The 25,087-nt window shown below is 27.2% G+C and carries 25 protein-coding genes; 5 read left to right on the top strand and 20 right to left on the bottom strand.

Going from position 1 to position 25,087, the window contains the following annotated elements; genetic code table 11:
* Positions 1 to 230: 230 nt before the first annotated feature.
* Both ACQPUY_RS08700 and ACQPUY_RS08705 read right to left on the bottom strand, forming a co-directional pair.
* Positions 231 to 731, bottom strand: coding sequence for a DNA topology modulation protein (locus ACQPUY_RS08700; protein WP_430840754.1), 501 nt, complete (start codon positions 729 to 731; stop codon positions 231 to 233).
* A gap of 43 nt (positions 732 to 774) precedes the next feature.
* Positions 775 to 969, bottom strand: a complete 195-nt coding sequence (locus ACQPUY_RS08705; protein WP_430840755.1) for a hypothetical protein — start codon at positions 967 to 969, stop codon at positions 775 to 777.
* Positions 970 to 1,120: 151 nt separating this feature from the next.
* Here ACQPUY_RS08705 and ACQPUY_RS08710 point away from each other — a divergent pair, with 151 nt between their 5' ends.
* Entirely contained in the window at positions 1,121 to 1,858 is a 738-nt protein-coding gene (locus tag ACQPUY_RS08710; protein ID WP_430840756.1) for an NAD-dependent protein deacylase, read from the top strand.
* A 141-nt stretch (positions 1,859 to 1,999) separates the two neighbouring features.
* Here the strand turns inward: ACQPUY_RS08710 and ACQPUY_RS08715 are convergent, their stop codons facing one another.
* The 3 genes from ACQPUY_RS08715 to ACQPUY_RS08725 all read right to left on the bottom strand — a co-directional run bounded on the left by ACQPUY_RS08715 (position 2,000) and on the right by ACQPUY_RS08725 (position 3,854).
* Complete coding sequence (locus ACQPUY_RS08715; protein WP_430840757.1) at positions 2,000 to 2,482, bottom strand: glutathione peroxidase; 483 nt, start codon at positions 2,480 to 2,482, stop codon at positions 2,000 to 2,002.
* 87 nt (positions 2,483 to 2,569) lie between these two features.
* A complete protein-coding gene (locus ACQPUY_RS08720) occupies positions 2,570 to 2,998 on the bottom strand; it encodes a MarR family winged helix-turn-helix transcriptional regulator (RefSeq protein ID WP_430840758.1) in 429 nt (142 codons plus the stop codon).
* A gap of 175 nt (positions 2,999 to 3,173) precedes the next feature.
* A complete protein-coding gene (locus tag ACQPUY_RS08725; RefSeq protein ID WP_430840759.1) occupies positions 3,174 to 3,854 on the bottom strand; it encodes a GTP pyrophosphokinase in 681 nt (226 codons plus the stop codon).
* A gap of 331 nt (positions 3,855 to 4,185) precedes the next feature.
* Between ACQPUY_RS08725 and ACQPUY_RS08730 the strand changes: the two genes are divergently transcribed.
* Positions 4,186 to 5,517: an MATE family efflux transporter gene (locus ACQPUY_RS08730; protein ID WP_430840760.1), complete on the top strand. Its 1,332-nt coding sequence runs from the start codon at positions 4,186 to 4,188 to the stop codon at positions 5,515 to 5,517.
* Between the two features lie 72 nt (positions 5,518 to 5,589).
* Here the strand turns inward: ACQPUY_RS08730 and ACQPUY_RS08735 are convergent, their stop codons facing one another.
* Positions 5,590 to 6,420 (bottom strand): protein-ADP-ribose hydrolase, encoded by an 831-nt coding sequence (locus tag ACQPUY_RS08735; RefSeq protein ID WP_430840761.1) that lies wholly within the window; start codon positions 6,418 to 6,420, stop codon positions 5,590 to 5,592.
* A gap of 15 nt (positions 6,421 to 6,435) precedes the next feature.
* The gene (locus ACQPUY_RS08740; RefSeq protein ID WP_430840762.1) at positions 6,436 to 7,281 is read right to left on the bottom strand and encodes an SIR2 family NAD-dependent protein deacylase; all 846 of its coding nucleotides are present in this window, start codon (positions 7,279 to 7,281) and stop codon (positions 6,436 to 6,438) included.
* A 325-nt stretch (positions 7,282 to 7,606) separates the two neighbouring features.
* Between ACQPUY_RS08740 and ACQPUY_RS08745 the strand changes: the two genes are divergently transcribed.
* Complete coding sequence (locus tag ACQPUY_RS08745) at positions 7,607 to 8,257, top strand: CPBP family intramembrane glutamic endopeptidase (protein ID WP_430840763.1); 651 nt, start codon at positions 7,607 to 7,609, stop codon at positions 8,255 to 8,257.
* 75 nt (positions 8,258 to 8,332) lie between these two features.
* The gene (locus tag ACQPUY_RS08750; protein WP_430840764.1) at positions 8,333 to 8,785 is read left to right on the top strand and encodes a GNAT family N-acetyltransferase; all 453 of its coding nucleotides are present in this window, start codon (positions 8,333 to 8,335) and stop codon (positions 8,783 to 8,785) included.
* Between the two features lie 85 nt (positions 8,786 to 8,870).
* On the opposite strand, the gene ACQPUY_RS08755 is transcribed toward ACQPUY_RS08750, so the two are convergent.
* The 10 genes from ACQPUY_RS08755 to ACQPUY_RS08800 form a co-directional block, all read right to left on the bottom strand.
* Positions 8,871 to 9,008, bottom strand: a complete 138-nt coding sequence (locus tag ACQPUY_RS08755; protein ID WP_430840765.1) for a hypothetical protein — start codon at positions 9,006 to 9,008, stop codon at positions 8,871 to 8,873.
* Positions 9,009 to 9,289: 281 nt separating this feature from the next.
* Positions 9,290 to 9,676 carry a GtrA family protein gene (locus tag ACQPUY_RS08760; protein ID WP_430840857.1) on the bottom strand — a complete coding sequence of 129 codons (387 nt, stop codon included), beginning with the start codon at positions 9,674 to 9,676 and terminating at the stop codon, positions 9,290 to 9,292.
* On the bottom strand, positions 9,645 to 10,649 hold the full coding sequence (locus ACQPUY_RS08765) for a glycosyltransferase family 2 protein (protein ID WP_430840766.1): 1,005 nt from the start codon (positions 10,647 to 10,649) through the stop codon (positions 9,645 to 9,647). Before ACQPUY_RS08765 ends, ACQPUY_RS08760 begins: the two co-directional genes overlap by 32 nt.
* Positions 10,646 to 12,091 carry a glycosyltransferase family 39 protein gene (locus ACQPUY_RS08770; protein ID WP_430840767.1) on the bottom strand — a complete coding sequence of 482 codons (1,446 nt, stop codon included), beginning with the start codon at positions 12,089 to 12,091 and terminating at the stop codon, positions 10,646 to 10,648. Before ACQPUY_RS08770 ends, ACQPUY_RS08765 begins: the two co-directional genes overlap by 4 nt.
* 29 nt (positions 12,092 to 12,120) lie before the next feature.
* Positions 12,121 to 13,911, bottom strand: a complete 1,791-nt coding sequence (locus ACQPUY_RS08775) for an LTA synthase family protein (protein ID WP_430840768.1) — start codon at positions 13,909 to 13,911, stop codon at positions 12,121 to 12,123.
* Positions 13,898 to 15,334 (bottom strand): glycosyltransferase family 39 protein, encoded by a 1,437-nt coding sequence (locus tag ACQPUY_RS08780; RefSeq protein WP_430840769.1) that lies wholly within the window; start codon positions 15,332 to 15,334, stop codon positions 13,898 to 13,900. Before ACQPUY_RS08780 ends, ACQPUY_RS08775 begins: the two co-directional genes overlap by 14 nt.
* A gap of 204 nt (positions 15,335 to 15,538) precedes the next feature.
* Positions 15,539 to 15,853 carry a PTS lactose/cellobiose transporter subunit IIA gene (locus ACQPUY_RS08785; RefSeq protein WP_430840770.1) on the bottom strand — a complete coding sequence of 105 codons (315 nt, stop codon included), beginning with the start codon at positions 15,851 to 15,853 and terminating at the stop codon, positions 15,539 to 15,541.
* 15 nt (positions 15,854 to 15,868) lie between these two features.
* Positions 15,869 to 17,038, bottom strand: a complete 1,170-nt coding sequence (locus tag ACQPUY_RS08790) for an NAD(P)-dependent malic enzyme (RefSeq protein WP_430840771.1) — start codon at positions 17,036 to 17,038, stop codon at positions 15,869 to 15,871.
* A 20-nt stretch (positions 17,039 to 17,058) separates the two neighbouring features.
* Positions 17,059 to 17,667 (bottom strand): copper homeostasis protein CutC, encoded by a 609-nt coding sequence (locus ACQPUY_RS08795; protein WP_430840772.1) that lies wholly within the window; start codon positions 17,665 to 17,667, stop codon positions 17,059 to 17,061.
* Between the two features lie 17 nt (positions 17,668 to 17,684).
* Positions 17,685 to 18,647 (bottom strand): N(4)-(beta-N-acetylglucosaminyl)-L-asparaginase, encoded by a 963-nt coding sequence (locus ACQPUY_RS08800; RefSeq protein ID WP_430840773.1) that lies wholly within the window; start codon positions 18,645 to 18,647, stop codon positions 17,685 to 17,687.
* A gap of 237 nt (positions 18,648 to 18,884) precedes the next feature.
* On the opposite strand from ACQPUY_RS08800, the gene ACQPUY_RS08805 reads away from it, so the two are divergent.
* Positions 18,885 to 20,477, top strand: a complete 1,593-nt coding sequence (locus tag ACQPUY_RS08805; protein WP_430840774.1) for a sigma 54-interacting transcriptional regulator — start codon at positions 18,885 to 18,887, stop codon at positions 20,475 to 20,477.
* Between the two features lie 85 nt (positions 20,478 to 20,562).
* On the opposite strand, the gene ACQPUY_RS08810 is transcribed toward ACQPUY_RS08805, so the two are convergent.
* From ACQPUY_RS08810 to ACQPUY_RS08820, 3 genes are all read right to left on the bottom strand, one after another.
* Positions 20,563 to 21,948 carry an aspartate ammonia-lyase gene (locus ACQPUY_RS08810; RefSeq protein WP_430840775.1) on the bottom strand — a complete coding sequence of 462 codons (1,386 nt, stop codon included), beginning with the start codon at positions 21,946 to 21,948 and terminating at the stop codon, positions 20,563 to 20,565.
* 367 nt (positions 21,949 to 22,315) lie between these two features.
* Entirely contained in the window at positions 22,316 to 23,701 is a 1,386-nt protein-coding gene (gene pepV / locus ACQPUY_RS08815; RefSeq protein ID WP_430840776.1) for a dipeptidase PepV, read from the bottom strand.
* A gap of 21 nt (positions 23,702 to 23,722) precedes the next feature.
* Complete coding sequence (locus ACQPUY_RS08820) at positions 23,723 to 25,063, bottom strand: PTS sugar transporter subunit IIC (protein ID WP_430840777.1); 1,341 nt, start codon at positions 25,061 to 25,063, stop codon at positions 23,723 to 23,725.
* Between the last annotated feature and the right edge of the window lie 24 nt (positions 25,064 to 25,087).

Consider the following 25,087-nt stretch of genomic DNA (forward strand, 5'->3'; position numbering starts at 1 on the left):
TGAGTTTATTTTTCTATAACTTCCAAAGTCAGAATTAGTCTCTTTATTTAATCACACCTTTTCTAACATAACTATTTCTATTCAATATTACCATCATTTTCTTTTGATTTATCATATCTATTTAATGCTCTTAAAGCCCCCTCTTCTACTGCATCTCTAATAATATAATATAAAATAACCAAAAAGATTAGACTCCCTATAATACCTAACCCCATATATTAATTCACCCCTTATAAAGATTTTATGAACTCATTACATTCTCTTCTATTTTTAAATATGTATATTTTCTTATTTTTTTCTTCTTTAAGAATCTTATAAAATTTATCTCTATGCTCTTTATTAAAGTTCCATATCCATTTCATAAATTCGAAATCAAATCTTTCTGGACACCCCCCTGCCATATCTGGACGAGTTTTACCATAACTAGATATAACTCTTTTTACTACTCCAAAGAGGCATGTCCTTCTTGGATAATCTAAATATACTACAGTATCGCACCTCTTTAATCTTTCTTTTAGCGTTCTATCATAATTACCATCTATAATCCACTTTTCTTTTTTTAACTCCTTATTAATAAGAAGATCAAACTCCTCTTTAGATATGTTTACCCACCCTTCTTTCCAAAATAATTTATCTAAATGAACTACTGGTAAATTAATTTTTTCAGATAAGATTCTTGATAATGTAGATTTTCCACTTCCTCCACATCCTATAATTATAACTCTATTCACACTTTAACCTCCTTTGTACTTTAAAATTAGATTTTCTTATAATCTAGTGGTTTATTTCACTTATATCTTCATATAAATTGTTTTCTGCAATTTTCTTTAAATCTTCAGCATTTGAAACATGATTGCCACAGTTATTACCAAAGTACATCCCCTTTTTTATCGGCGCAATTAAGAAACCTGCAACAACTCCTCCTAAGAAGCATGATACTCCTAATAATAGCTTTTCATTATTCTTCATAAATTTATCCCTCTCATGTTAATATAAAATAATTATACACTTTTATATCCATATTTATCCACGAATTTCTTTTAAATTTATAAATATTTTATTTTGTATCTATTTGTGTAATAATAAAAATATAAAATGTGATTGGTCGGTGATTTAAATTATGAATATTAAAACAGAAAAATTAACTACCATTTTAAAAAATAGTAATAATATAGTATTCTTTGGAGGTGCTGGGGTAAGTACTGAATCTGGTATCCCTGATTTCAGAAGTTCTAATGGATTGTTTAATGAAAAACTTAATGTAACTTTTACTCCTGAACAGCTAGTATCACATAGCTTTTATATAAGATATCCTGAAGAATTTTTTAATTTTTATAAAGCTAAGCTTATATATCCTGAATCAAAGCCTAATGCTGCTCATATTTCTTTAGCTAAACTTGAAGAAATGGGTAAACTTAAATCTGTTATTACTCAAAATATTGATGGGTTACATCAAGCTGCTGGTTCTAAAAAAGTTTATGAATTACATGGATCTGTTTTAAGAAATTATTGTGTTAGCTGTAATGCCTTTTATGATGAAAAGTTTATTTTAGAATCTAAAGGGGTTCCTACATGTACTAAATGTGGAGGAAGAGTGAAACCTGATGTAGTTCTTTATGAAGAAGGTCTTGATGACTCTACTATTAGAGGTGCTATCGATTCAATATCAAAAGCGGATACTTTAATTATTGGTGGTACTTCACTTGTAGTTTATCCTGCCGCTGGACTTATTGATTACTTTAGAGGAAAGAATTTAGTTTTAATTAATAAGAGTTCAACTTCTGCTGACAATAAAGCTGATTTAGTTATTCATGATTCTATAGGAAAAGTTTTAGAAGAAGCTGTTAATGCTTTATAGAAAAATAATTTTAAGTCTTTTAAATTGAAATTTATTAAATTAAAAAATCTGTATTTATAATATTTTTTTTATTACAAATACAGATTTTTATATTAATAAAAAATTCTCTTATATAATTTTTACACTAATATAAAATATTTTTTATTTTTCTTTTAATAGATTTTCTATATATTTTTCTAATTTTGCTGGAGTTGTAGTTGGTGCAAATCTTTCAACTACTTTGCCTTCTGGATCTATTAAAAACTTAGTAAAATTCCATTTTATTTCGCTTCCTAATACTCCTTTAGCATTGCTTTTTAAAAACTTATATACTGGATGTGTATTTTCTCCATTTACATCTATCTTTTCAAACATAGTAAAAGTAACACCATAATTTATAAGACAAAATTGACTTATTTCTTTATTAGTGCCTGGATCTTGATTTGCAAACTGATTGCAAGGGAAACCAAGTATTTCAAATCCCCTATCTTTATACTTCTTATAAAGTTCTTCCAAACCTTCTAGTTGAGGAGTAAGACCGCACTTACTTGCTGTATTAACAACTAATACTACCTTACCTTCAAACTCATTCATCTTTACTTCTTTTCCACTCATATTATTTGCAGTTAAATCATAAAAATTCATATTAACAATCCTCTCTTTTATAAAATATAATTTATTAAAATTTAATTTAACTCAACTAATTTTCCTAAAAAAATTTTAAGATTACTCCTAAAACTTTTTTAACATTTTTTCTAAATAGTATTTAAGCTGAACAATCTCATCCTTGCTCATTTCAACGCCACAATACATTTTTTCTGGAATATCAAGCACTTGATCTTTTAACTCTCTACCTTTGTTTGTTAATTCAACAATAACAATCCTATCATCTTCCTTAGTTCTATACTTAATTATAAGTTCCATAGACTCTAATTTCTTTAATACCGGTGTTAATGTTCCTGAATCTAAGTGAAGTTTTTTACCAAGTTCTTTAAATATTATTTTTTCTTCTTCCCACATTGCAAGCATTGTTATATATTGTGTATATGTAAGATTAAATTTATCAAGATATGGCTTATATAACTTTATTACCTCTCTTGATAATGCATATAGTGGAAAGCACAATTGATTTTCTAATTTTAGTTTATTATATTTATCCATATTTCCTTCATTCCATTTAGTTAAATTTAATTTTGCTCAACTAATATATCTTTATTATAATTCTAATCTTTATATTGTCAATATACTTTTAAATATTTATTATTTTTAATTTATTTAAAGATCTTAAAATAAAGGTAATTACGCTAAGTTGTGCAATTACCTTTTCATTATATTATTACCTTTTTTCAATTCTATTTCGTACTTCTTCCATACGTTTATCTAAAGCTGCACTAATCTCTGAACATTCAAATAGCTCTTTACTTATTATTTCAGCTTCTTCTGGATCAATATTTTTCTTATATCTTAATTTATGTTCTAGGCTTGCCCAAAAATCCATAGCTATTGTTCTTAATTGTACTTCTACCTTCATAGACTTCTTTTCATTTTGTAGAAAAATTGGTACTTCAATAATTAAATGTAAGCTTCTATATCCACTTTTTTTAGGATTCTTTATATAATCTTTCTTTTCAATTAGCTTAATATCATCTTGATTTAATAAGCAATCTGCTAACATATAAATATCTTCTGGAAATGAACAAATTACTCTTACCCCTGCAACATCTTTTATATTTTCTTGTATTGATTCTAATGTAAAAGGTAAATCCTTCTTATTTAATTTTTTTATAATACCCTCATGAGACTTTAACCTTGTTTTTATACTTTCTATTGGGTTTCTATCATATTGTAATGAAAATTGTTCATTTAATACATTAAACTTTGTTTCAACCTCCATAATTGCACAACGATAATAAGCCATCAACTCATTCATAGGCATCATATTTTTATGTATAATATCTAAAAAATCATCATTTATTATTTTTTCTCTAATAATTTTTTTACCAACATCTTTTAACATATAATCATCCTTTACCTTACTTATGATTAATAATTAATCTTATCTTATATTAACATCAAATAAAGATAAAAACATTACTGTTAACCATATTGTAATAATTTCTTTAAAATATGCTAACAAATAATTCACATATAATTAACTTATATAGAATATCTCTAATATTTAAATTTATAGTATGATATAATTATATGGTAATTATTTATAAAATAAGTAAATGGAGGAATATAGGATGAATAATCTGCTTGTTTTCGGCCTATTGGGAGAATAGGCTATTAAAATACTATTCTCTTTTAATCAAATAAAATATATTGTTTGAGAAAGTGAGAATAAAATGAAAATATTTAAAAATAAATATATTGATATATTACTTAAAATGTCAGTTCCTATTTTAATGAATTATATAGTTATGACTTTATTTGAAGTATTAGATAAAGCTATAGTTGGTAATTATTCAACAGATGCCTTTGCTGCTGTTGGGGTATCCGCTAGTGTAGTATATGGAATTACCGGCTCCTTAGGCGCAATTTCAGTTGCATATAATATTATTGCTGCACAATATATTGGAAAAGATGATAAGACTGCATTTAATAATACATTTTTTACAGTTATGTTCATATCTTTACTAGTTGGGATAGCTATAATATTATTATCATTACTAGGAGGTAATTTATTATTTTCAAAAGTATTTGGACTAGAAGGTAATATCTTAAACTTATGCTTAGAATACTTTTATATCGATTCAACAACAGTAGTAATGAATATGATTATCTTTAATTTTTCTGTTTATTTTAGAAATCTAAAAGATACAAAGATATCTTTTTATAGTACAATTGTTGCTACAAGTATAAATGTAGTATTTGACTACTTATTTGTATATGGGAAATTAGGTTTTCCTGAGTTAGGAGCAAAAGGTGCTGCTATAGGAAGTGTAATAGGATTATTAGCTGGAATTTTAGTTTATATAATTAAGTTCTATAAAAGTGCACATATAAAATTTAAAGGATCAATTAATAAAAAAATTACTAGTAAACTTTTTAAGTTATATATTCCACTATTAGGCCAAGATATTATGGAAGGAACTATATTCACTATTATATTAACTGGAATTGTTTCAAGACTTGGAGTATATGAAATTGCATCATATAATTTAGCTGAAAGTGTTGGTAGCATTATGGCTCTGCCTATCTATGCCTTTTCAGCATCTGCAATTACATTATCTATTCAAAAGTCATTTTCAAATAAAGAAGGTAATTCAAAAGAAATCTTAAATACTGCAATAATATTATCAGGATGCTTAGTTTTAATGATAGGGCTTTTTGTTTATATTTTCCCTAATAAAATATTAAGTCTTATTACTAAGGATAAAAATTTAATATTAAGAGTAACTAACATATTTATATTAGTAATTTTAATGCAAGTATTTAATATTTTTCATCAGATATATAAAAGTTATTTACAAGGTATCAATAATCAAGGCTTTGTATTAAAATTTACAAGTTTTTTAAGTATTATATCTATATCATGGATTATACTACTATCTATTAAATTCAGCTTAATAGGAGTATATATTGGATTATGTATAAATAATTTAATATTTGCAGTTGTTTATCATTTTAAAATAAATAGGATTGAATCAAATTCTCTAAATAACATTAATAGTTAAATTTTAATATATTAAATAAGAGTTATTACAAAATTATTTGAAATAATCTTTTTGTAATAACTCCTTTCTAATTTAAATTAATTTTTTGTATATATCTAAATCATAATCTTTAAAAACATTAAAGATTATTCTATCAATATATTCTTCATGAGTTTTCAAAAAGTCACTAACTGTTCTAAGTGCAATCTTTGCTGCTTCTTCATTTGGAAAATGAAATTCTCCTGTTGATATACAACAAAATGCAATGCTACGAACTCCACTTTTTACAGCTGCCTTAAGACATGACAAATAGCAATTTTTTAAATCATCTCTTAAGTTATCTGTTAAGTCATTGTAAACAATTGGTCCAACAGTATGTATTACATACTTACATGGTAAGTTATAAGCTGATGTTACTACTGCACTTCCTGTTGGTTCTTCGTAGTCTAAATCTGTTTTTCTTTTTCCTTGCATATATTCATAGCACTCTTGTCTCAGTTCTATTCCCGCTGATGAATGTATTGCATTATCAATACATTTATGACACGGTACAAAACATCCTAGCATTTGCGAATTAGCTGCATTTACTATTCCATCTACAGAAAGTCTTGTTATATCACCCTGCCATATAGATATTTTATCTGCATAATCTATCTTTGATCCATATTCTTCCCTAACTGTCGGAATATCATCTAGGCTAATAATTCCCTTGTTTACTGCCTCCTCCTTAAGAAATTCATCTTGAATCTTTAAAAATTCTTTTGAAATTGACTTAGGTACACGAATATTCATAAGGGATCTCATAGCTATTCTTCTATCTGCCTTATTAACCTTCATAGTTTTATATTCTATAGAATCCTTACAAAGTTCTTTTACTAAATAATCTAATCTTTCATCCTGATTTTGAATATTCACTTTTTTCACTTCCATTCCTATTAACTACTTAATTAATTTCTTCAAGTCATTTACTGCTTCAGAAATATCAATATTTATACAAATGGACTTATTCATAATTGCACCTGGTGCATAGGCCTCATTTAAATTAATGCATATATATTCTGCATCTTTTAGTTTATTTGTCATTCTCCAAAATTGATATTTTATTATAGCTGGAGTATTCATTCCAACACCAAGTTCTATAAATACTATATTCTTATTTTGATTTTCTTCAATAAACTTTTCATAATTAGCTAATGAATTATCCCATTCTTCATCTTCAACAAAATACTCATCACATCTTAAATTAACTTCCATATTTCCACCACAAACAGGACATTTTGGAACTAATTCTGATGGGATTTTACAGTCTTTTTGTTTTTCTATCATTTCATAAACTAGTGCTTCATTATCATATAATTTCTTATGACACCCATGTGCACACTGAAGTAATCCATAATCTCCTTGCGTTGCAAATACTCTTTCTTTTGGAAATCCAGCTTTATAAAACTGATGATCGACATTAGTAGTAATAACGAAGTATTCCTTTCCTGAAACTATATCTAATAAGTCCTTATATACTTTTCCTACTGGAAATTCATATCTATTAAGATAAATATGCTTACTCCAATAAGCCCACTTTTCCTCCTCTGTCTCAAAGGGATAAAACCCTGATGAATACATATCCTGCATTCCATATTTATCTATAAATTCATTAAAATTATCAGTAAATCTTTTTCCACTGTATAACAATCCAGCTGATGCAGAAAGACCAGCCCCTGCACCAATAACTATAGCATCTGCATTTTGAATATATTCAGCTATTTTATTTAATTTTATATTATCCATTTCTTCTCTGATCCTCTCTATCTCTACTACATCTATATCTTAATTTTATAGCAACTATATACTTCTGTTAATAATGCACTTTTGAGTAACATAGTTTCCTATTAGATACTTAGTATCCTAATTCCATTTAATATCTTGATACTAAATCAAAAATTACCCTATTACATAATTTGTCTAAAATTAATAAAAATGGTATAATAAGTAAGTTGAGAAAAAAGATGAGAATATATATGAATATAATAAATAATTTTCCATAGTTTAAAAAAATCTTGTTTATAATAGTATTCCGATATATAAATTCAGCTAATTAATGGGGGTATAAACTATGACTAGTATAAAAAATAATAAATTTAAATTAGTAAGTATCTGTATTTCTTTATATTTATATGAAATTATCATAGGAGTTACATGGATATATAATGTTAAAAAAATAATGATAAATACAAGTACTATACAAAACTTAATAATAATTTTATTACTTCAATTATTAATGCTTCTTCCAATTATAATTGGAACTTTAACAACTAATTTGAAAAATTTTAAATTAAGTATAAAGAATAGTCTTAAATTTAAAATAATATTCAAAAAAATATTCTATACAATTACATTTTCGGCAGCGGTAATTTTTATTATTTATCAATTAAAAACAAGCAGTAATTATAGTATTTTTATAATATTAAATTTAATACCAGTATTTATTTTAGCATTACCAGAAGAAATTCTATTTAGGTGGTTTTTTCAAGAAAATTTAGAAGAACTTATTTCAAATAAGTTTATAGCAACGTTAATAACTGGGCTTTTATTTGCTATTATACATATTCCTAATGATATAAACTTGCATAAAAATATTGTAGCAATAGTATTTTTAATTGGTAGAAGAACAACGTTTCATTTTTTTATGAATTTTATTAAAGAAAAATCAAATTCAATTATAGTTCCAACTATAGTACATGCTATTTATAATTATATATTGTAGTATATAAAAAATATAAAATTTATTAATTTAGTATTATATAAAGAGTTATATAAATAGGAATTTGTAGGAGAAAAGATGATTATTTGTGAATACAAACCATCAGATTGCAAAGAAGTAGCAGAGCTATTTTATAATACTGTCCACACAGTTAATGCAAGAGATTACACAAAAGAACAATTAAATGTATGGGCAACAGGGAGGGTTGATTTAGAAAATTGGAATAAGTCATTTCAAGAGCATTATAGTATTGTTGCACTTGATGATAAACTTATCATTGGTTTTGGAGATATAGATAAAACAGGCTATCTTGATAGATTGTTTGTTCATAAAGATTATCAAGGAAAAGGTGTTGCTACTGCTATTTGTGATAGATTGGAAAAGGCAGTTCAAAAGAAAGTTATTACCAACGCTTCCATTACAGCAAAACCTTTCTTTGAAAAAAGAGGTTACAAGGTTATTAAAGAGCAACAGGTTAAGAGACACGGAATTGTTATTATAAACTTTGCTATGGAAAAAAGTTTCTGTTGAAGAATTATTTAAATTTGAAGATTAATAAATATATTTAAAGGGTCAAATTTAATATGGCCCTTTAAATTTTTAAAAAAATAATTATTTAAAATATATTAATCCTTGAAATTTTAGTCAAAAAGCCTTTATATGCAGATTTAATTTCTTCATTTTCTTCAAGCTTAATTAATAAATTTAATCTTGCTACTAATATTTTTCTAAAATCTCTCTCTATCTTTCCCATATAATCACCTCTATAGCTATTTTTTATTCGTATCACTTAAATTTTACATATATAGCATATTCCTTAGAGTTAACTTTAAGTCAAGAGTTTTTTATTTATATAATCATTATTTATAAATAAAAACATATTATATTAGGGTAATTTAGAGAGTTCAATAGTGAAATTCATTAAGAAAATTCCGAGGAATGAGGAATTTTTCCCTTTAGCTACAAATTAGGAGGTATCATATTTCGGTGACTTGGAGTTTACGACGGAACAAGAAATATGATACCTCCTAATTACTATTTTTTGAATGCAAAGAATTTTAATAGTATAAAGGTTACTGGTATTCCTATTATTGCTGCTAAACAATAAGCTATTAATTTATGTAATCCTAAAATATTAAAGGTTATTATTACTACTATATTTTGAATTATAAAGTTTGGTATATATGAAATAGCAAACTTTATGAACTTTGCAAAGGCTAGCTTTTCTTTGAAAGTTATATAACTATTTAAAATATAGGATACAGCTAGTCCAGAAATATATCCTAAAATAAAGGCTATATTTTCATTCAGTAAACTTGAATATATGAAGGAAAATACTACTCCATTAAAGGTATTTATAACACCTATAATTATGAATAATATAAATTCTTTATTTAAAAATATTTTCTTTAGATTGTCCATAATATTCATTTATCTTTTCATCCTTATTACTTATTAATTTATCCTTAATAATATATCTTGGTCTAGCTTTAGTTTCATTATATATCTTTCCTATATATTCTCCTATTACCCCTAATGAAAGTAGTTGAATTCCTCCTATCATCCAAATAGAAATTACAAGTGAGGTCCAACCTATTTGTGTTTTTCCAAGGAATTTTACTACTAGTGAATATATTAATGCAATTACGCTCATAAAGAATATTCCAAATCCTAAAAATGAAATTAATCTTATAGGTTTAATACTAAATGAAGTTATTCCATCTACTGCAAATGCAAGCATTTTCTTTAATGGATATTTAGACTCTCCTGCAAATCTTTCATGTCTTTCATATTCAACAATAGAATGCTTGTATCCAATTAATGGTACTATACCTCTTAAGAATAAATTTACTTCTTTGAATTCAGCTAGTCCCTCTAAAGCTCTTTTGCTCATAAGTCTATAATCAGCATGATTATAAACAACATTTACTCCTAAATTATTCATAACTTTATAAAAACCTAGAGCTGTTGTTCTTTTAAAGAAGGTATCTGTTTTTCTAGAACTTCTAACTCCATAAACTACATCACTACCTGAATAATATTCTTCAACAAACTTTTCTATAACATCTACATCATCCTGCAAATCTGCATCTAAAGAAATAACCATATCCGCATATTCCTTAGCTGTCATTAATCCTGATAGCAAAGCATTTTGATGTCCCCTATTTCTTGATAGATTTATCCCTGAAAATATACAATTACTATTATGCAATTCCTCTATTATGTCCCAAGTTCTATCTTTAGATCCATCATTAACGAATAATATTTTGCTATTCTCTGAAATTTGCTCATGATCAATCATTTTATTTATTTTTTCTAAAAGTCTTTTACTCGTTTCTCTTAAAACTTCTTCCTCATTGTAACAAGGGATTACTAAATATAATGTTTCTTTCATAGCACACTCTCTCCATATTTATTATATAAAAATTTAATTCCTTCTATAGCCATAATTATAAATGCCCATGCTATTATTAGTGAATATCTTCCTTGTGATTCTGTTACTAAATACATAACTCCATATCCACATAGGATTATATATAATAAATTAATCTCTGAATCTTTATTATTATTTTTTCTATTAATTAAACCTAAGAACACAAGTATCATAATAAATGCATAAATAATTTGAACTAACCAAATAGATAAGTCTATTTTAATATTATCTTCTGGTATATCTAACTCAGACCAAGAAATACCACCAAAATCTCCTATACTCCATTGTACTGCAAATTTAACCAAATAAAATCCAACTACTTTTAATGGATTATTAGTAGTTAATCTTTCTATAATAATTTCTTTACTAGCTTCAGTTATCTTATCATAATCGTAATTATATTTATCTACAATAGAGGCATCTTCTTCATTCCATCTTCCAAAGTTATCCATATTGGTTCCTTTTAAAATACTAGTGATTTTCGGCTCACTACCTTTCCATAATGGATATTCAGTTATACCTATCCCCTGCAAAGTACCACTTACAGTAAATAAAATTAAAAGATATGGTATTAAGTAAAAACCTATTTTCTTAACTTTTTCAAATAACTTATCCTTTGTATAAATTATTAAATACATTGCAAAAGCTATAACCATAATTGTTGCTACCATTCTAAATAAATTTCCAATAGCTAAGGTAATTCCCGATAATATTAAATAATATTTACTTTTTTTATTTTTAACTACTAATATAAATAAATATGTACTTATTAAATAAAATGGTATTGCTATATTTTCAGTACAAAAAACTCCAACATAAGTTACTAATGGTGGAAAAAAGGAAGCTAACCCTGCTGCGTATAATCCTAATTTTTTAGAGTTAAATATCTCTTTTGCTAGAATATATATAAAGTAAATTGTTAAGACACCAAAAAATAAATTAAAACCCTTCATTACAATTAAGTTACTAGCTGGAAATATCTTTATCATAAAAGCCATATATAGTACCATTATTGTTAAGTGTGGAAATCTAGCTATATATCCAGTTCCCCAAAAAGCTCCTGTATCTCCTGTTAGTAAATTCTGAGCACATTCATATATTACTTTAAAATCCGATGTTGGAACAGTATTTATATTTAGCAACCATAATCCTCTTAAAATAAATCCTATAGCTAAAATTAATAATATCTTCCACTTTGTACTTATTTTCTTTTTAATAATAAACAATTCTAAAGCAACTGTAATTGCTAAAATTAAAATTGGTATTATAACTTCTATAGTAAATCTCTCATAAGCTATTAAACTCCCAATAGCAATTACTCCACAGGAAAATATAACTATCCCCATTAAAACTGTTAATATATTTGTATAAAACTTTGTAAAACCTATTTTAAACTTATCCAAATCTGCCTCCTAATTTATACGATGGATAACTAGTCCACTTTTTTAGTCTTATAATAGTAATTATTTTTTATTATTTTATCCGCTATATCATATGCTTTCTTTAGCATCTCTTCTTCTTCCTCTGATGGATTTCCAACTACTATTCCCCCTTTAATAACAGTTGCATCCCTATTAGTATTTAATAAATTTCTCCCCATTTGATATCCCTTTGTATCTAATCCCATAAGATATGAAACAGTTGGCATAATATCTATTTGTCCGCCATAACTTTCAACAATCTTACTAGGTATATCACTTCCACAGATAATTAAAGGAACTTTATTATCCTTTTCTTGCCACCAATCACCTTCGAAATTACTAGCTTCTACGTCCTCCATATAATATTTATGAACTCCCCCATGATCTCCATAAATTACCACTATAGTATTATCTAACAAATTTTTTTCCTCTAATAATTCAAAAAATAATCCTATTTGCTTATCTGCATAATGAATACTTTGAAAATATCCACCTAATCTATTTTGATCTAATTCTGTTGGTAAATATAGTTCTCTATACTTTTCAGCTATATCAAAAGGTCCATGACTAGTTAAAGTAGGAACAACAGCTAAAAATGGTCCTTCTTCCTTCGAAAGCTTATCCACAAATTGTGTGTAAAGACTTCTATCAGATAATCCAAAACCTGCATATTCATCTATATTATAATCATTTATATCCCATATTGTCTTATATCCCGCTGCTGATTTACCTGCCTCAGCCCAATTCCAATCACCAGCTCTTTCAGCATGAGTTAAAATGGTATTATATCCCTCTTCATTTAGCAGTCTTGGTAACGAACTATATTTTACTTCTGGATAATTTAAATAAGTTATAACATCACCTAAAGGTAATACCCCTGAGGCTGCCATCATATCCATATCTATACTGTTTCCAGCATTATTTTGTTCATATATATTTTTAAAATATATATTATTTTTAATTAGCTTATTTAAATTAGGCGTGATTTCTTGTCCAAATACTTCTTCGTTAATTACAAAGTTTTCTAAAGACTCAATTTGAAGAAATATAACATTTTTACCTTTTGCAATAGCTTTATACTCATTATCTTCTATATCTTCTTTATTCCAAGCTAACCATTCATCTATTTCCTTAATTTCAGCTTCATTAACTCCCTTTATAAGCTTTAATACAGTTTTATAATCTTCATAAATATGGTTTCCCAAAAAAGATCTATAACAAACTCTAGTATAAGTATTCCATGATGCTTCCCAATCATCTTGAATAAATTTAACTTCTCCATTTGATACATCCCTTATATCAAATATATAATGATATAATCCTAAAATACTAAAACAAGCAGCTATAAGTGAAATTGAAATGCCTATCTTCTTTTTAAAATTAATTTTATTAACTACTTTTCTATAGATAAACATAATAAGAATAATATCAACTACAAAAATTAAATCCTTCATATTAGGATTAATTATTCCTTTATTTAAAGTGTTAAACCCTTCATTATAAAATAAGAATTTAAGAGCTAGTAAATGTCCTGTACCTCTGTAAGTCCATAAATCTAGAATAATAAAAATAGAATATATAATATCTATAAAAATTAAATATTTAATAGATGCTTTTCCTTTAAATAATAAACAAGGAAATATTATTATTCCTAATATAGCTATATGAGGAATTAATAATGCCTTCTCTATTTCTATTCCACTAAATAAAAGCCCATTATCTGAGTTAATAAATGATGTGAAAATTAACCCTTTTATATATAAAACTCCTATAATTAAAATAATCCATCTATATCTTTTCAAAGATTTCCTCCCTATTAGATTTTCTAAATAAAAATCTAATTCCTTCTGTTGCTAAAATAATAAATACCCATGCAATTATTAACGAATATCTTCCTTGTGATTCTGTTACTAAATACATAACTCCATATCCACATAAGATTAAATATAATAAATTAATTTCTAAATCCTTATGATTTTTTCTTCTATTGATTATTCCTAAAAATACAAGTATCATAACTAATATATAAATTATTTGTAGTAATTCAAGTGATACATCAAATATTATCTCATCTTCTGGAACATCTAGTTCAGACCAAAAAACTCCTCCGAAATCTCCTTCATTCCATTGCATAGCAAATTTATCTAGATAAAACTTAGCTAAATTTAAAGGATGTGTCGTAGTTAGTCTTTCAATTATAATTTCTTTACTTGCTTCTTCTATCATATCATAATCATACTCATATTCATCTACTATAGATGCATCTTCTTCATTCCATCTTCCTCCACTTTCTAAGTTACTGCCCTTTAATATGCTAGTACCCTTAGGCTCACTGCCTTTCCACAAGTGAAATTCAGTTACTTCAATCCACTGTAAAGTAAAACTTACTGTAAATAAAACTACTAAATATGGAATTAAATAAAGTCCTATTTTTCTAATTTTTTCAAATATCTTATCCTTTGTATATATTATTAAATACATTCCAAAGGCTATTATCATAATAGTTGCAACCATTCTGAATAAATTTCCAATAGATAAAATTACACCAGATAATATCAAATAATATTTACTTTTTTTATTTTTAACTACCAATATAAATATATAAGTACTTAATAAATATAAAGGAATAGCAATGTTTTCTGTACAATAAACTCCAACATATGTTACTAACGGAGGAAAAACTGAAGCTAAGCTAGCTGCATATAATCCTAATTTCTTAGAGTTAAATATTTCTTTTGCTAAAAGATATATTAAATAGATAGTTATAATTCCAAATGCTAAATTAAATATCTTCATTATAATTAAGTTATTAACAGGAAAAATTTTTATCATTACAGCCATATATATTACCATAATAGTTAAATGTGGAAACCTTGCTATATATCCACTTCCCCAAAAAGCGCTAGTATCTCCAGTTAATAAATTCTGTGCACATTCATAAATTACTCTAAAATCTGAAGTTGGCATACTATTTACATTTAATAGCCATAACCCTCTTAAGACAAATCCTAAAAATAAAATAGATATGAGTGTCCATCTTAGATTTAGATTCTTATTCACAATAAATAATTCCAAAGTAATTACAAATATCAAAATTATTCCTGGTACTATATCTGATTTATCAAGCTTTTCTAAATAAATAAAACAATAATATATAATTATTGACATTAGCACTAGTAATATATTTATATAAAATTTAGTAAAACAATTTTTAAACTTATCCAAAGCCAGACTCCTTACCTAGAATTTTTTGTATTTTTTTACATATACATATTGAATTATAGCATAAATATATTAATGTTCCTGTAATAAATTCTTAAGGAATAATTAAATAATTACTTATTTTATATTAATAACTTTCCTATGCTAACTTTTTCTTAATAAAATATAAAACTCAGACTATAACAAGCCTGAGTTTTATATTTTATTCTATTTATTTGAATATTTTTTATGAGTCAAAATAACTTCTTTTGCCATTCCTTTTAATAATTCAGTAGTCATTAATTGATCTTCTGCATGCATTAAAAGTAATGATATTTGGACTTTATCTCCTGATGCTTCTTGCATAATTAAAGAGCTGTGAGATTCATGAGCTTTAATTAATGAATCTTCTGCTTCTGCAACCAATTTATCTGCTTCTTCAAAACATTCTTCTCTTGCTGCTCTCATAGCTTCAAATAAAGCTGATCTAGCTTCTCCAACATTGCTTATTAATTGAAATGATATTAATTCTAAATTATCCATAGTTAACCCTCCATTTTATCTTGCTACATTTGTTTTTATTGCTGCTGTCTTTACTGCTTCTGCAACCTTTTCTCCAATGCCCTTTTCAAAGGCCTTTGGAAGTATTTTTTCTTCATTTAAGTCTTCTTTAGAAACTAAATCTGCAATAGCATATGCTGCTGCAATTTTCATTTCTTCATTAATCTCCTTTGCCCTAACATCTAAAGCCCCTCTAAATATTCCTGGAAAAGCAAGCACGTTATTTATTTGATTTGAATAATCTGATCTTCCTGTTCCAACTATTCTTGCACCAGCTTTCTTTGCATCTTCTGGGAATATTTCTGGAACAGGATTTGCCATAGCAAATATTATGGCATCCTTATTCATTTTTGAAACCATATCCTTACTTAAGATATTTCCAACAGAAACTCCAATAAATAAGTCTGCTCCATTTATAACTTTATTTAAAGTTCCTTTTTCATTATTCGGGTTAGATATTTGTGCTAGTTCTCTTATTGCTTCATTTGGATAATTCATCCCTTTATATATTGCTCCGTCTTTATCGCATATTACTAAATTCTTGACTCCTGAAGATAATAATAATCTGCTTATAGCACTACCGGCAGAACCAGCACCATTGACTATTACTTTTAAATCTTCTAATCTTTTATTTACTAACTTTAATGAATTAATTAAAGCTGCTAATACTACTATTGCAGTTCCATGTTGGTCATCGTGGAAAACTGGAATATCAAGTCTTTCTTTTAATAATCTTTCCACTTCAAAACATCTTGGTGCAGATATATCTTCAAGATTAACTCCACCTAAAGTTGGAGCTATTCTTACTATAGTTTCTACAATTTCATTAGTATCCTTAGTATCTAAAACTAAAGGAAATGCATCTACATCTGCAAACTTCTTAAATAATATACTCTTTCCTTCCATAACTGGAAGTGCTGCTAAAGGCCCAATATCCCCCAGTCCTAAAACTGCTGTTCCATCTGATACAACTGCTACTGTATTCCACTTTCTAGTGTAAATATAGGCTGCTTCTGGGTCTTTATGTATTTCTCTACAAGGCTCTGCAACTCCAGGAGTGTAAGCTAAACTTAAGTCCTTTTCATTTTCTATAGAAACTCTTGAAGATATTTCAAATTTCCCCCTAACTTCTTTGTGAAACTTTAAGGATTCCTCATATATATTCATCTTAATACCTCCATTTTATACTAAACTACTTTAGTTCCATGAATTTCTTTAGCTCCAGTATATTCTAAGATATACTCTCTATTTTCCTTATTTACACCTTTTCCTGGCATAATTATAATTCTATCATTAGCATATTCAACTAGATCCCTTAAGACATCCTTACCTGCTAGGGCATTTTCCATTCCACCCTTAGTTAGTATTCTATGAACTCCAAGTTCTACTAGTTCATCAATAGCTGCTTTTTTATCTTCGATACTATCAAAGGCCATGTGAAAAGTTATTTTCATAGGCTTAGCCTCTTCTACTAACTTCTTAGTTAAGTCTAAATCTATTTTGTTTCCCTTTAACGCTCCAATTACAACTCCATAAGCACCAATTTCTTTGCACATTCTAATATCTTCTAGCATAATCTCTGCTTCATCTTCAGAATACTCAAAGTTACCACCTCTTGGTCTTATAATGACCATTACTGGAACCTTAAGAGTTTTAATAGCCTTTTTAATATTTCCAAAGCTAGGTGTTGTTCCATCTTCTAAAAGATTATCACAAAACTCTATTCTATTAGCTCCTAAAGCTTCTGCTCTAATAGCTTCATTATAATTTCCTACACATGCCTCAAATATTTTCATAAAATTTACTCCTTATCTTAATCAAATGTTATAGGAGACTTAATTCTCTTTAAGTATGCATCTAACCATTCTTCACTTGCTACTTCATAAGTAGTTTTACCATTTTCTTGTTTATTACATACATAAACTGTTGGTTCTAATTCATCTGTAACTACTGAAAATGAAAAGCCTTCAATATTAGTAGCAACGCCAAATTCTCCTTTGTTATTTAATGCTACTACTGATAAATCTCCTGCTTTACCTCTTCTTCTAATAAGTTCTTTATCTAATCTTTCTACAGCCATGTCTGCTGCTTCCTGCGGATGATGTCCTTCTTTCATTAATCTAACTATTTCATAAGAAATACATCCCTTCATTAAATCTTCTCCAAGCCCAGTTGCAGTAGCTCCACCAACTTCGCTATCAACATAAAAACCTGAACCTGATAATGGAGAATCTCCAACTCTTCCCTTTTTCTTCATAAATAATCCACTTGTAGAAGTTCCGGCTACCATCTTATTATCACAATCTAATGCTACCATTCCAACTGTATCATGTCCATCGTATGGACTTAAACCTTCTCTTGAAATTTCTCTTCTCTTCTTCTCATAATGTAATTTTGCTCTATCTGTAAGCATATTTGCTCTTTCAAATCCATTTTTATGAGCAAATGCTTCTGCTCCTAGACCTTGTAAGAAGCAATTTACTTGTTCTTTGCTTAATCTTCTTGCTATACTAATTGGATTTTTAAAATCTTTAATTCCTGCTACAGCACCAATTGAAAGTGAGTCACCATCCATATAAGCAGCATCTAATTCTACTTCACACTCTTCATTTGGTAAGCCACCATATCCTACTGATTTATAGAAGGGAAAGTCCTCAACCATTTTTATAGCATTTTCTATTGCATCTCCTGCTGAATTTCCATCTTTTAATAATTCTGCAGAACTAGTTATTCCTTCTACAGCCATTCTCCATGTTGCTATCATTGCATATTTCATAAGTCTATCCTCCAAATTAATTTGTATGCAATAATTAAAAGCAATATCTATGCCAACCTTTTGCGTGATATGTATTTTGAAGAATATTAAAACTATTATTTTGCTTTCTTATTAAGTGTATTGTAAAATGATACATATAACAATAAATTCGATACAGTATGTTAAGATTTTAATTACAAAAATACAATTTATATATATTTTCTATACAATGACTATACGGGTAGAAAGGATCAACTTATGAAGAGAATAGATTTAATTTATAATACTATTAAAAATCTAGATAGTGGTGAAGGGGTTACTACTTTGGAAATAAGTAAATATCTAAATTTAGAGCGTTCTAATGTTAGTAAGGATTTAAATTTATTATTAAAAAATGGTAAGCTATTTAAAAATAATAGTCGTCCTGTGAAATACTTCTTTAATAACCCTAATGCTACTGACTTTTCTAAGAAGTCTGCTTTAGATAAACTTAGTTATTTATATCCGTCTCTTGCACCTGCTGTTAAATTAGCAAAGACTGCTATATTATATCCACCTAACGGAATGAACTCTTTAATAATAGGGGATACAGGTGTTGGTAAATCAATGCTAGCAAAGCTTATGCATGAATATGCTAACTCTTTAGATACTAGTAAAGATATGCCATTTATACATTTTAACTGTTCTGACTACTCAAATAATACCCAATTATTAAGTGCTCAATTGTTTGGAGTTAAAAAAGGTACCTTCACAGGTGCTAATGAAGATAGACCTGGATTAATAGAAGAAGCAAATGGTGGTATTTTATTTTTAGATGAAATTCATAACCTTCCAAGTGAAGGGCAAGAAATGCTATTTGTATTTATGGATACTGGGTATTTTAAAAGACTTGGAGAAGTATCTAAAAGAATAAAATCTTCTGCAAGAATAATCTGTGCTACTAATAAAGATATTAATCAATCATTATTAAATACTTTTATAAGAAGAATTCCTATTAAAATAAACTTACCTGATTTAAATGAAAGACTTATCGAAGAACGTTTAACCTTAGTAGAATACTTTATTAAAGAAGAAAGCTTAAAGTTAGATAAACCTATACTTGTTTCAAAGAATTCTATGCTAAGTTTATTATCATATGATTGTCCGTATAATGTAGGGCAATTAAAAAGCGATATTACACTAGCAGTAGCTAATTCTTACACAGATTATTTTATAAATAATAAAAAACATATTAAGATTAATAGTCCTGATTTGCCTAAAGATATTAAAAGTGCTCTTAATAAAAACTTAGATAAGGAAAGAAAATTACTTGAATCTTTAAATTGTGTAGATGGCTATTTTGTTTATGATAAAAATACTGAGATAACTAGTCATTCCTTTATTAAACAAAAGCATATTATTTTATCTAAATACAAGGACTTAATTAACAATATAGATGGGGCTATACATCATAAAGATAGTTGCACAAATTCTATAGTAAATCACTTTAATAACTATATAGATACAGTAATAGAAAATCAAAGTAACTTTAGCTATACTTTTGAAGAATCAGCTTATGATGAGCTTTTATCTAAGCTTCTAATCTTAGATAAAGATTTAAAAGAAAGGCTATCTAATGATACATTTAAAAGATTCCTTCATATACATATAGATATGATATATGACAGAATTGATCTTATAGATTCTACTACATTGCCATCGCTAAATAAACTAAAATCAATTTATAAGGATTACTATCCTTTAACTTTAGAAATAAAATCATTAATCGAGAAAAATTATAATATAAATCTATCAGATTTAGAAGTTGTTTTCTTAATAACACTTGTAATACTAATTAAGAATGAAAAATAAAAATGTAAATATAATGAAGAAATTCAGCCTGTAGCTGAATTTCTTCATTAATTATTTATTCTTAATTTTTCACTATACATTTCTTTTAGCTAACTTTAATCATGTCTTTAATATTCAATATTTTTGCAACTTCATTTTCTTTCATTCCACATTCTTCAACTGCTATATCTTTAACATATCTTTCTGTTTTCAAAGCTGTTTTAGCAATTGAAGCTGCCTTTTCATATCCTAATACTGGTGCTAATGCAGTTACTATACCAATACTTCCGTTTACAAGGTTATTGCATCTTCTTTCATTAGCTTCAATTCCTTTAATACAGTTATCCACAAAAGTTTTTACACCATTTGTTAATATTATTATAGATTCATAAAGATTGTGCATAATTATTGGATAAAAAGCATTTAACTCTAATTGTCCACTTTGAGTCGCCATAGTTATAGTTAAATCATTACCCATAATTTGAAATGCTATTTGTTTCATTACTTCTGGCATTACTGGATTAACTTTTCCAGGCATAATTGATGATCCATTTTGTTTTGCTGGTAACTTAATTTCAGCAAAACCAGTTCTTGGACCTGATGACATTAATATTAAGTCTCCTGAAATCTTACTAATATTCACTGCACAAACCTTTAATTGTGAAGATATCTCTGCATATTTATCTAGATTTTGAGTTCCATCTACTAAGTCATCAGCTTGATTAACTGCTTCTCCAAATAGTCCTGCTAATACATCATTAACTTTTTCAATGTATTCTTTACTAGCTGTAATACCTGTTCCCACTGCAGTACCACCAAGATTTACTGTAAGCAATGAATCTTTAATATTATTTAATCTTTTAACATCTCTTCCTATTGCTAGAGCAAAAGCTCTAAATTCTGAAGCTAAACTTATTGGAACTGCATCTTGCATTTCAGTTCTTCCCATTTTTATTATATCTTCAAACTCATTAGCCTTTTCTTCTAATGCTTCTTCTAAAACCTTTATGTTTTCAATGCACTTAACTAATAATTTATATCCTGTTATACTTGCAGCTGTTGGAATAACATCATTAGTTGATTGTCCCATATTAACATGATCATTTGGATGAATTGGATAATATTTTCCTTTTTCAAATCCTAATATTTCATTAGCCCTATTTGCTATAATTTCATTCATGTTCATATTCATAGATGTTCCTGCTCCTCCTTGGATAGGATCTATAATAAATTCATCTATAAATTCTCCAGAATAAACTTCATCACATGCTTTTACAATTGCATCACATAAATCACTTTTTAATTCTCCAACTTTTTCATTAGTAATAGCAGCTGCCTTCTTAACTAATGCTAGGTTTTTTATAAATTCTATATTTGTATTTAAGCCACTTATTCTAAAATTTTCATATCCTCTTAAGCTTTGCACCCCATAATAAGCTTCTTTCTTAACCTTCTTTTCACCAATAGAGTCTCTTTCATTTCTAAATTCCATACATATTCCCTCCTAAGTAATTTAAACACTTAAATATTTATCTTACTTATTGATAAAGCAATATATATGCCAAGTAAATTTAATTAGATTTTTAGTAACTATTTTTTATATTTTTCTATTCACTATAGATAACTGTATTAATAGAAGTCATTAACAATTTATACATCGACACACTATTTTATTTTTTAATAATATTTTATACACTATTTAAAAAATATATATTTTTTTATACTCTATTGTTTATAAAAATAATATCAAAGCTTTATATTAACAATAAAAATTCATATTATCACTAATGAAAATTTAGTTACTATAATTTTTAAAAGTAAAAAAGTCCTAAAGAGTTAAATTCTCTAGGACTTTTTATCTATTTTGCTAATTCATAAATTGCTCTTGCATAGGTTTCAACGCATTTTTTTAACTGAGCAACTTCGATATATTCATTTTTTTGATGAGCTAAATCAGGTTCCCCTTCATTAAGAGGGCCAAAAGCTACTGTATTAGGCATTAATTTAGCATATGTTCCTCCCCCTGAAGCTAAAAGTCTAGCTTCTTCATTGAAAGCTCCTTCATATGCTATTTTTAAGCTTTGAATAAGTTTATGATCCTTTGGAAAATGTAGTGGATAATTATGATTTCCCATAACAAAATCTATAGTACTTAACTTAACCTTTTCTTCTACCTTTTTTACTATCTCTTTAAAATCTATAGTAACAGGATATCTTATATTAAATCTCATTCTTATTTCTTCAGAGTTTCCATTTATAATTCCTAAATTCATAGTTAACTTTCCTGATTCTTCATCTTCAAAGTTAATTTCTAAATTTTCTCCATTATAACCTTTTCCAATAAGCTTATTAAAATCCTTTAAAAATGCTGTAAAATCATCTTCAAGGTCTAAAGTTTTATATAAGTATTCCATCATCTTACATACTGCATTATCTCCTTCTTCTGGAGTGCTAGCATGAGCAGATTTTCCAAAAGCCTTTATAATTATTGAATCTTCATTTACTAAGGTTTCAATATTATACTTCTTATTTAAATCTACATTATTGAAGTTATTTAAAAATTCTTTATCCTTAAAAGATAACTTAACTTCACAAATATCTGGAACTATATTAGATTTTTTCCCACCCTTGATATATTCAAGTTTATATTTTTCACTAGGCGATACTTTGTGAGTAAGCTCAAAAGTTAATATACCTTTTTCTGATGTTACTATTGGAAAGTATGCATCAGGAGTAAAACATAATACTGGTGGCTTTTCTCTTTCTAAGTAGTAATCTATATCTTCAGTTCCTGACTCCTCATTAGTTCCAAATATAATTCTAACATTCTTAGATAGTTTAATCCCTGAATCCTTTAAAAGTTTTAAAGCATATAATGATGCAAATAATGGACCCTTATCATCTAAAGCCCCTCTTGCATATAACTTTCCTTCTTTTATTACAGGTTTAAATGGGTCTGTATTCCAGCCATCACCTACTGGAACAACATCAATATGTCCAAGTACTCCTACATATTCATCACTATCTTCATTTTTATATTCTGCATAGCCTATATAGTTATCTAAGTTAGTTGTTTTAAAGCCATAGCTTTTACATATATCTAGTATGCATTCTAAACCTAGTTTAATGCCACCCCCAAAAGGAGCGGCATCTTTCTTTTCAGCTTTAATAGTATTTATTTCAAGAATTTTAAATAGATCTTGGAAAAATTCATATTCTAAATTTATATTCTCAAATAAATTCATATTTATTACCCCACTTTTAAATTATAGTGAGAAATCAAAATCATCATCATCTTCTTCAGCTTCTTTTATTTCTAATTCATATTGCTTCTTGTCCATCATCTTAATAAATGGATACCATATTCCCATAACAACAAACATATCGAATAATTGTAATAATGAACCTCTTATACTTCCTGTAATTAAGTATCCTTGAATTATTGGAGGAGTTGTCCAAGGCAAATAAATTCCGTTTGGTTTTGGTACTATTCCGGTACTCATGGCAAAGTAGTTTATACAAATAAGAGCAACTGGTGCTACTATTAATGGAATAAATGCAATTGGATTTAAAACCATAGGTAATCCAAACATAATTGGCTCATTAATATTGAACATACCTGGAACTGCTGATAACTTACCAATTTCCTTGTATTGTTTTGATTTTGCTCTTAAAGCTAAGAATATACAAACTGCAAGAGTTGCACCAATACCTCCCATCCATATTAGATCATAGAATTGTTCTGTTAAAATATGTGGTGGTTGTAATCCTGCTTGAATTGCAGCCATATTTTCTTCTTGTAATTGTAACCAGAATGGTCTAATAACACCATTTAATGTTGAAGTTGCATTAACTCCTAAGAACCAGAATAAAGTAGATAATATTGCTAATCCTATAGCTCCAAATATATTGTTACCAACTAAAGCTTGTGCTGGTGCTGATATAAGAGTATAAATCATATCAAATATTGATCCATATGAAGTCATTTGGAATAATGTACGAACTATTAACATTAATGTAATAATTACAAATCCAGGAATAAGTGCTGAGAAGGCCTTTGAAACTGCTTCTGGTACACTTGGTGGCATTTTAATTGCAATATTTTTCTTTACAAATATATTAAATATTTCTGTAACTGCAATACCTACAAATATAGCAACTATAATCCCTTTTGCTCCTACCCAGTTACCAATCTCGATCATTCTTCCAACATAGTGAGAAGTTCCTTCTATCTCAATATATTGATCAAATGGCATTAAAAGAATAAAGCTTGCTATACTTAACAAAGATACTGTAAAAGCATCTATTCTATATCTCTTCGAAAGGTTATATGCTATAGCACCTGCTATATATACAGCCATAAAATCAAATGTCACTCTAACTGGAGTCTTTATTAATTGATAAAAACCTTCCCCAAAAAGCTTAACTTGCAAGTCTTCCCAACCTGGAATAGGGAAATCAGCTATAATCATAAATACTGACCCTATAATTAAGAAAGTCATTATTGTTGCAAATGAATCACGAATAGCTCTTAAGTGCCTTTGTGCAGATATCTTTTGAGCTATTGGAATAACCTTTTCTTCTAACATTGCCTCAAACTTATTCATTATATCCCCTCTTCTTTCTTACTA

The organism is Clostridium nigeriense, from assembly GCF_050585245.1.
GTDB lineage: Bacteria > Bacillota > Clostridia > Clostridiales > Clostridiaceae > Clostridium > Clostridium nigeriense_A.

What these genes read in the sequence shown, in the direction of transcription:
- ACQPUY_RS08790 (WP_430840771.1), bottom strand. Translation starts at nt 17,038, where the DNA reads ATGAATATATATGAGGAATCCTTAAAGTTTCACAAAGAAGTTAGGGGG.
- ACQPUY_RS08710 (WP_430840756.1), top strand. Translation starts at nt 1,121, where the DNA reads ATGAATATTAAAACAGAAAAATTAACTACCATTTTAAAAAATAGTAAT.
- ACQPUY_RS08705 (WP_430840755.1), bottom strand. Translation starts at nt 969, where the DNA reads ATGAAGAATAATGAAAAGCTATTATTAGGAGTATCATGCTTCTTAGGA.
- ACQPUY_RS08805 (WP_430840774.1), top strand. Translation starts at nt 18,885, where the DNA reads ATGAAGAGAATAGATTTAATTTATAATACTATTAAAAATCTAGATAGT.
- ACQPUY_RS08760 (WP_430840857.1), bottom strand. Translation starts at nt 9,676, where the DNA reads ATGGACAATCTAAAGAAAATATTTTTAAATAAAGAATTTATATTATTC.
- ACQPUY_RS08725 (WP_430840759.1), bottom strand. Translation starts at nt 3,854, where the DNA reads ATGTTAAAAGATGTTGGTAAAAAAATTATTAGAGAAAAAATAATAAAT.
- ACQPUY_RS08720 (WP_430840758.1), bottom strand. Translation starts at nt 2,998, where the DNA reads ATGGATAAATATAATAAACTAAAATTAGAAAATCAATTGTGCTTTCCA.
- ACQPUY_RS08730 (WP_430840760.1), top strand. Translation starts at nt 4,186, where the DNA reads ATGAAAATATTTAAAAATAAATATATTGATATATTACTTAAAATGTCA.
- ACQPUY_RS08785 (WP_430840770.1), bottom strand. Translation starts at nt 15,853, where the DNA reads ATGGATAATTTAGAATTAATATCATTTCAATTAATAAGCAATGTTGGA.
- ACQPUY_RS08800 (WP_430840773.1), bottom strand. Translation starts at nt 18,647, where the DNA reads ATGAAATATGCAATGATAGCAACATGGAGAATGGCTGTAGAAGGAATA.
- ACQPUY_RS08765 (WP_430840766.1), bottom strand. Translation starts at nt 10,649, where the DNA reads ATGAAAGAAACATTATATTTAGTAATCCCTTGTTACAATGAGGAAGAA.
- ACQPUY_RS08755 (WP_430840765.1), bottom strand. Translation starts at nt 9,008, where the DNA reads ATGGGAAAGATAGAGAGAGATTTTAGAAAAATATTAGTAGCAAGATTA.
- ACQPUY_RS08750 (WP_430840764.1), top strand. Translation starts at nt 8,333, where the DNA reads ATGATTATTTGTGAATACAAACCATCAGATTGCAAAGAAGTAGCAGAG.
- ACQPUY_RS08740 (WP_430840762.1), bottom strand. Translation starts at nt 7,281, where the DNA reads ATGGATAATATAAAATTAAATAAAATAGCTGAATATATTCAAAATGCA.
- ACQPUY_RS08795 (WP_430840772.1), bottom strand. Translation starts at nt 17,667, where the DNA reads ATGAAAATATTTGAGGCATGTGTAGGAAATTATAATGAAGCTATTAGA.
- ACQPUY_RS08745 (WP_430840763.1), top strand. Translation starts at nt 7,607, where the DNA reads ATGACTAGTATAAAAAATAATAAATTTAAATTAGTAAGTATCTGTATT.
- ACQPUY_RS08715 (WP_430840757.1), bottom strand. Translation starts at nt 2,482, where the DNA reads ATGAATTTTTATGATTTAACTGCAAATAATATGAGTGGAAAAGAAGTA.
- ACQPUY_RS08810 (WP_430840775.1), bottom strand. Translation starts at nt 21,948, where the DNA reads ATGGAATTTAGAAATGAAAGAGACTCTATTGGTGAAAAGAAGGTTAAG.
- ACQPUY_RS08820 (WP_430840777.1), bottom strand. Translation starts at nt 25,063, where the DNA reads ATGAATAAGTTTGAGGCAATGTTAGAAGAAAAGGTTATTCCAATAGCT.
- pepV (WP_430840776.1), bottom strand. Translation starts at nt 23,701, where the DNA reads ATGAATTTATTTGAGAATATAAATTTAGAATATGAATTTTTCCAAGAT.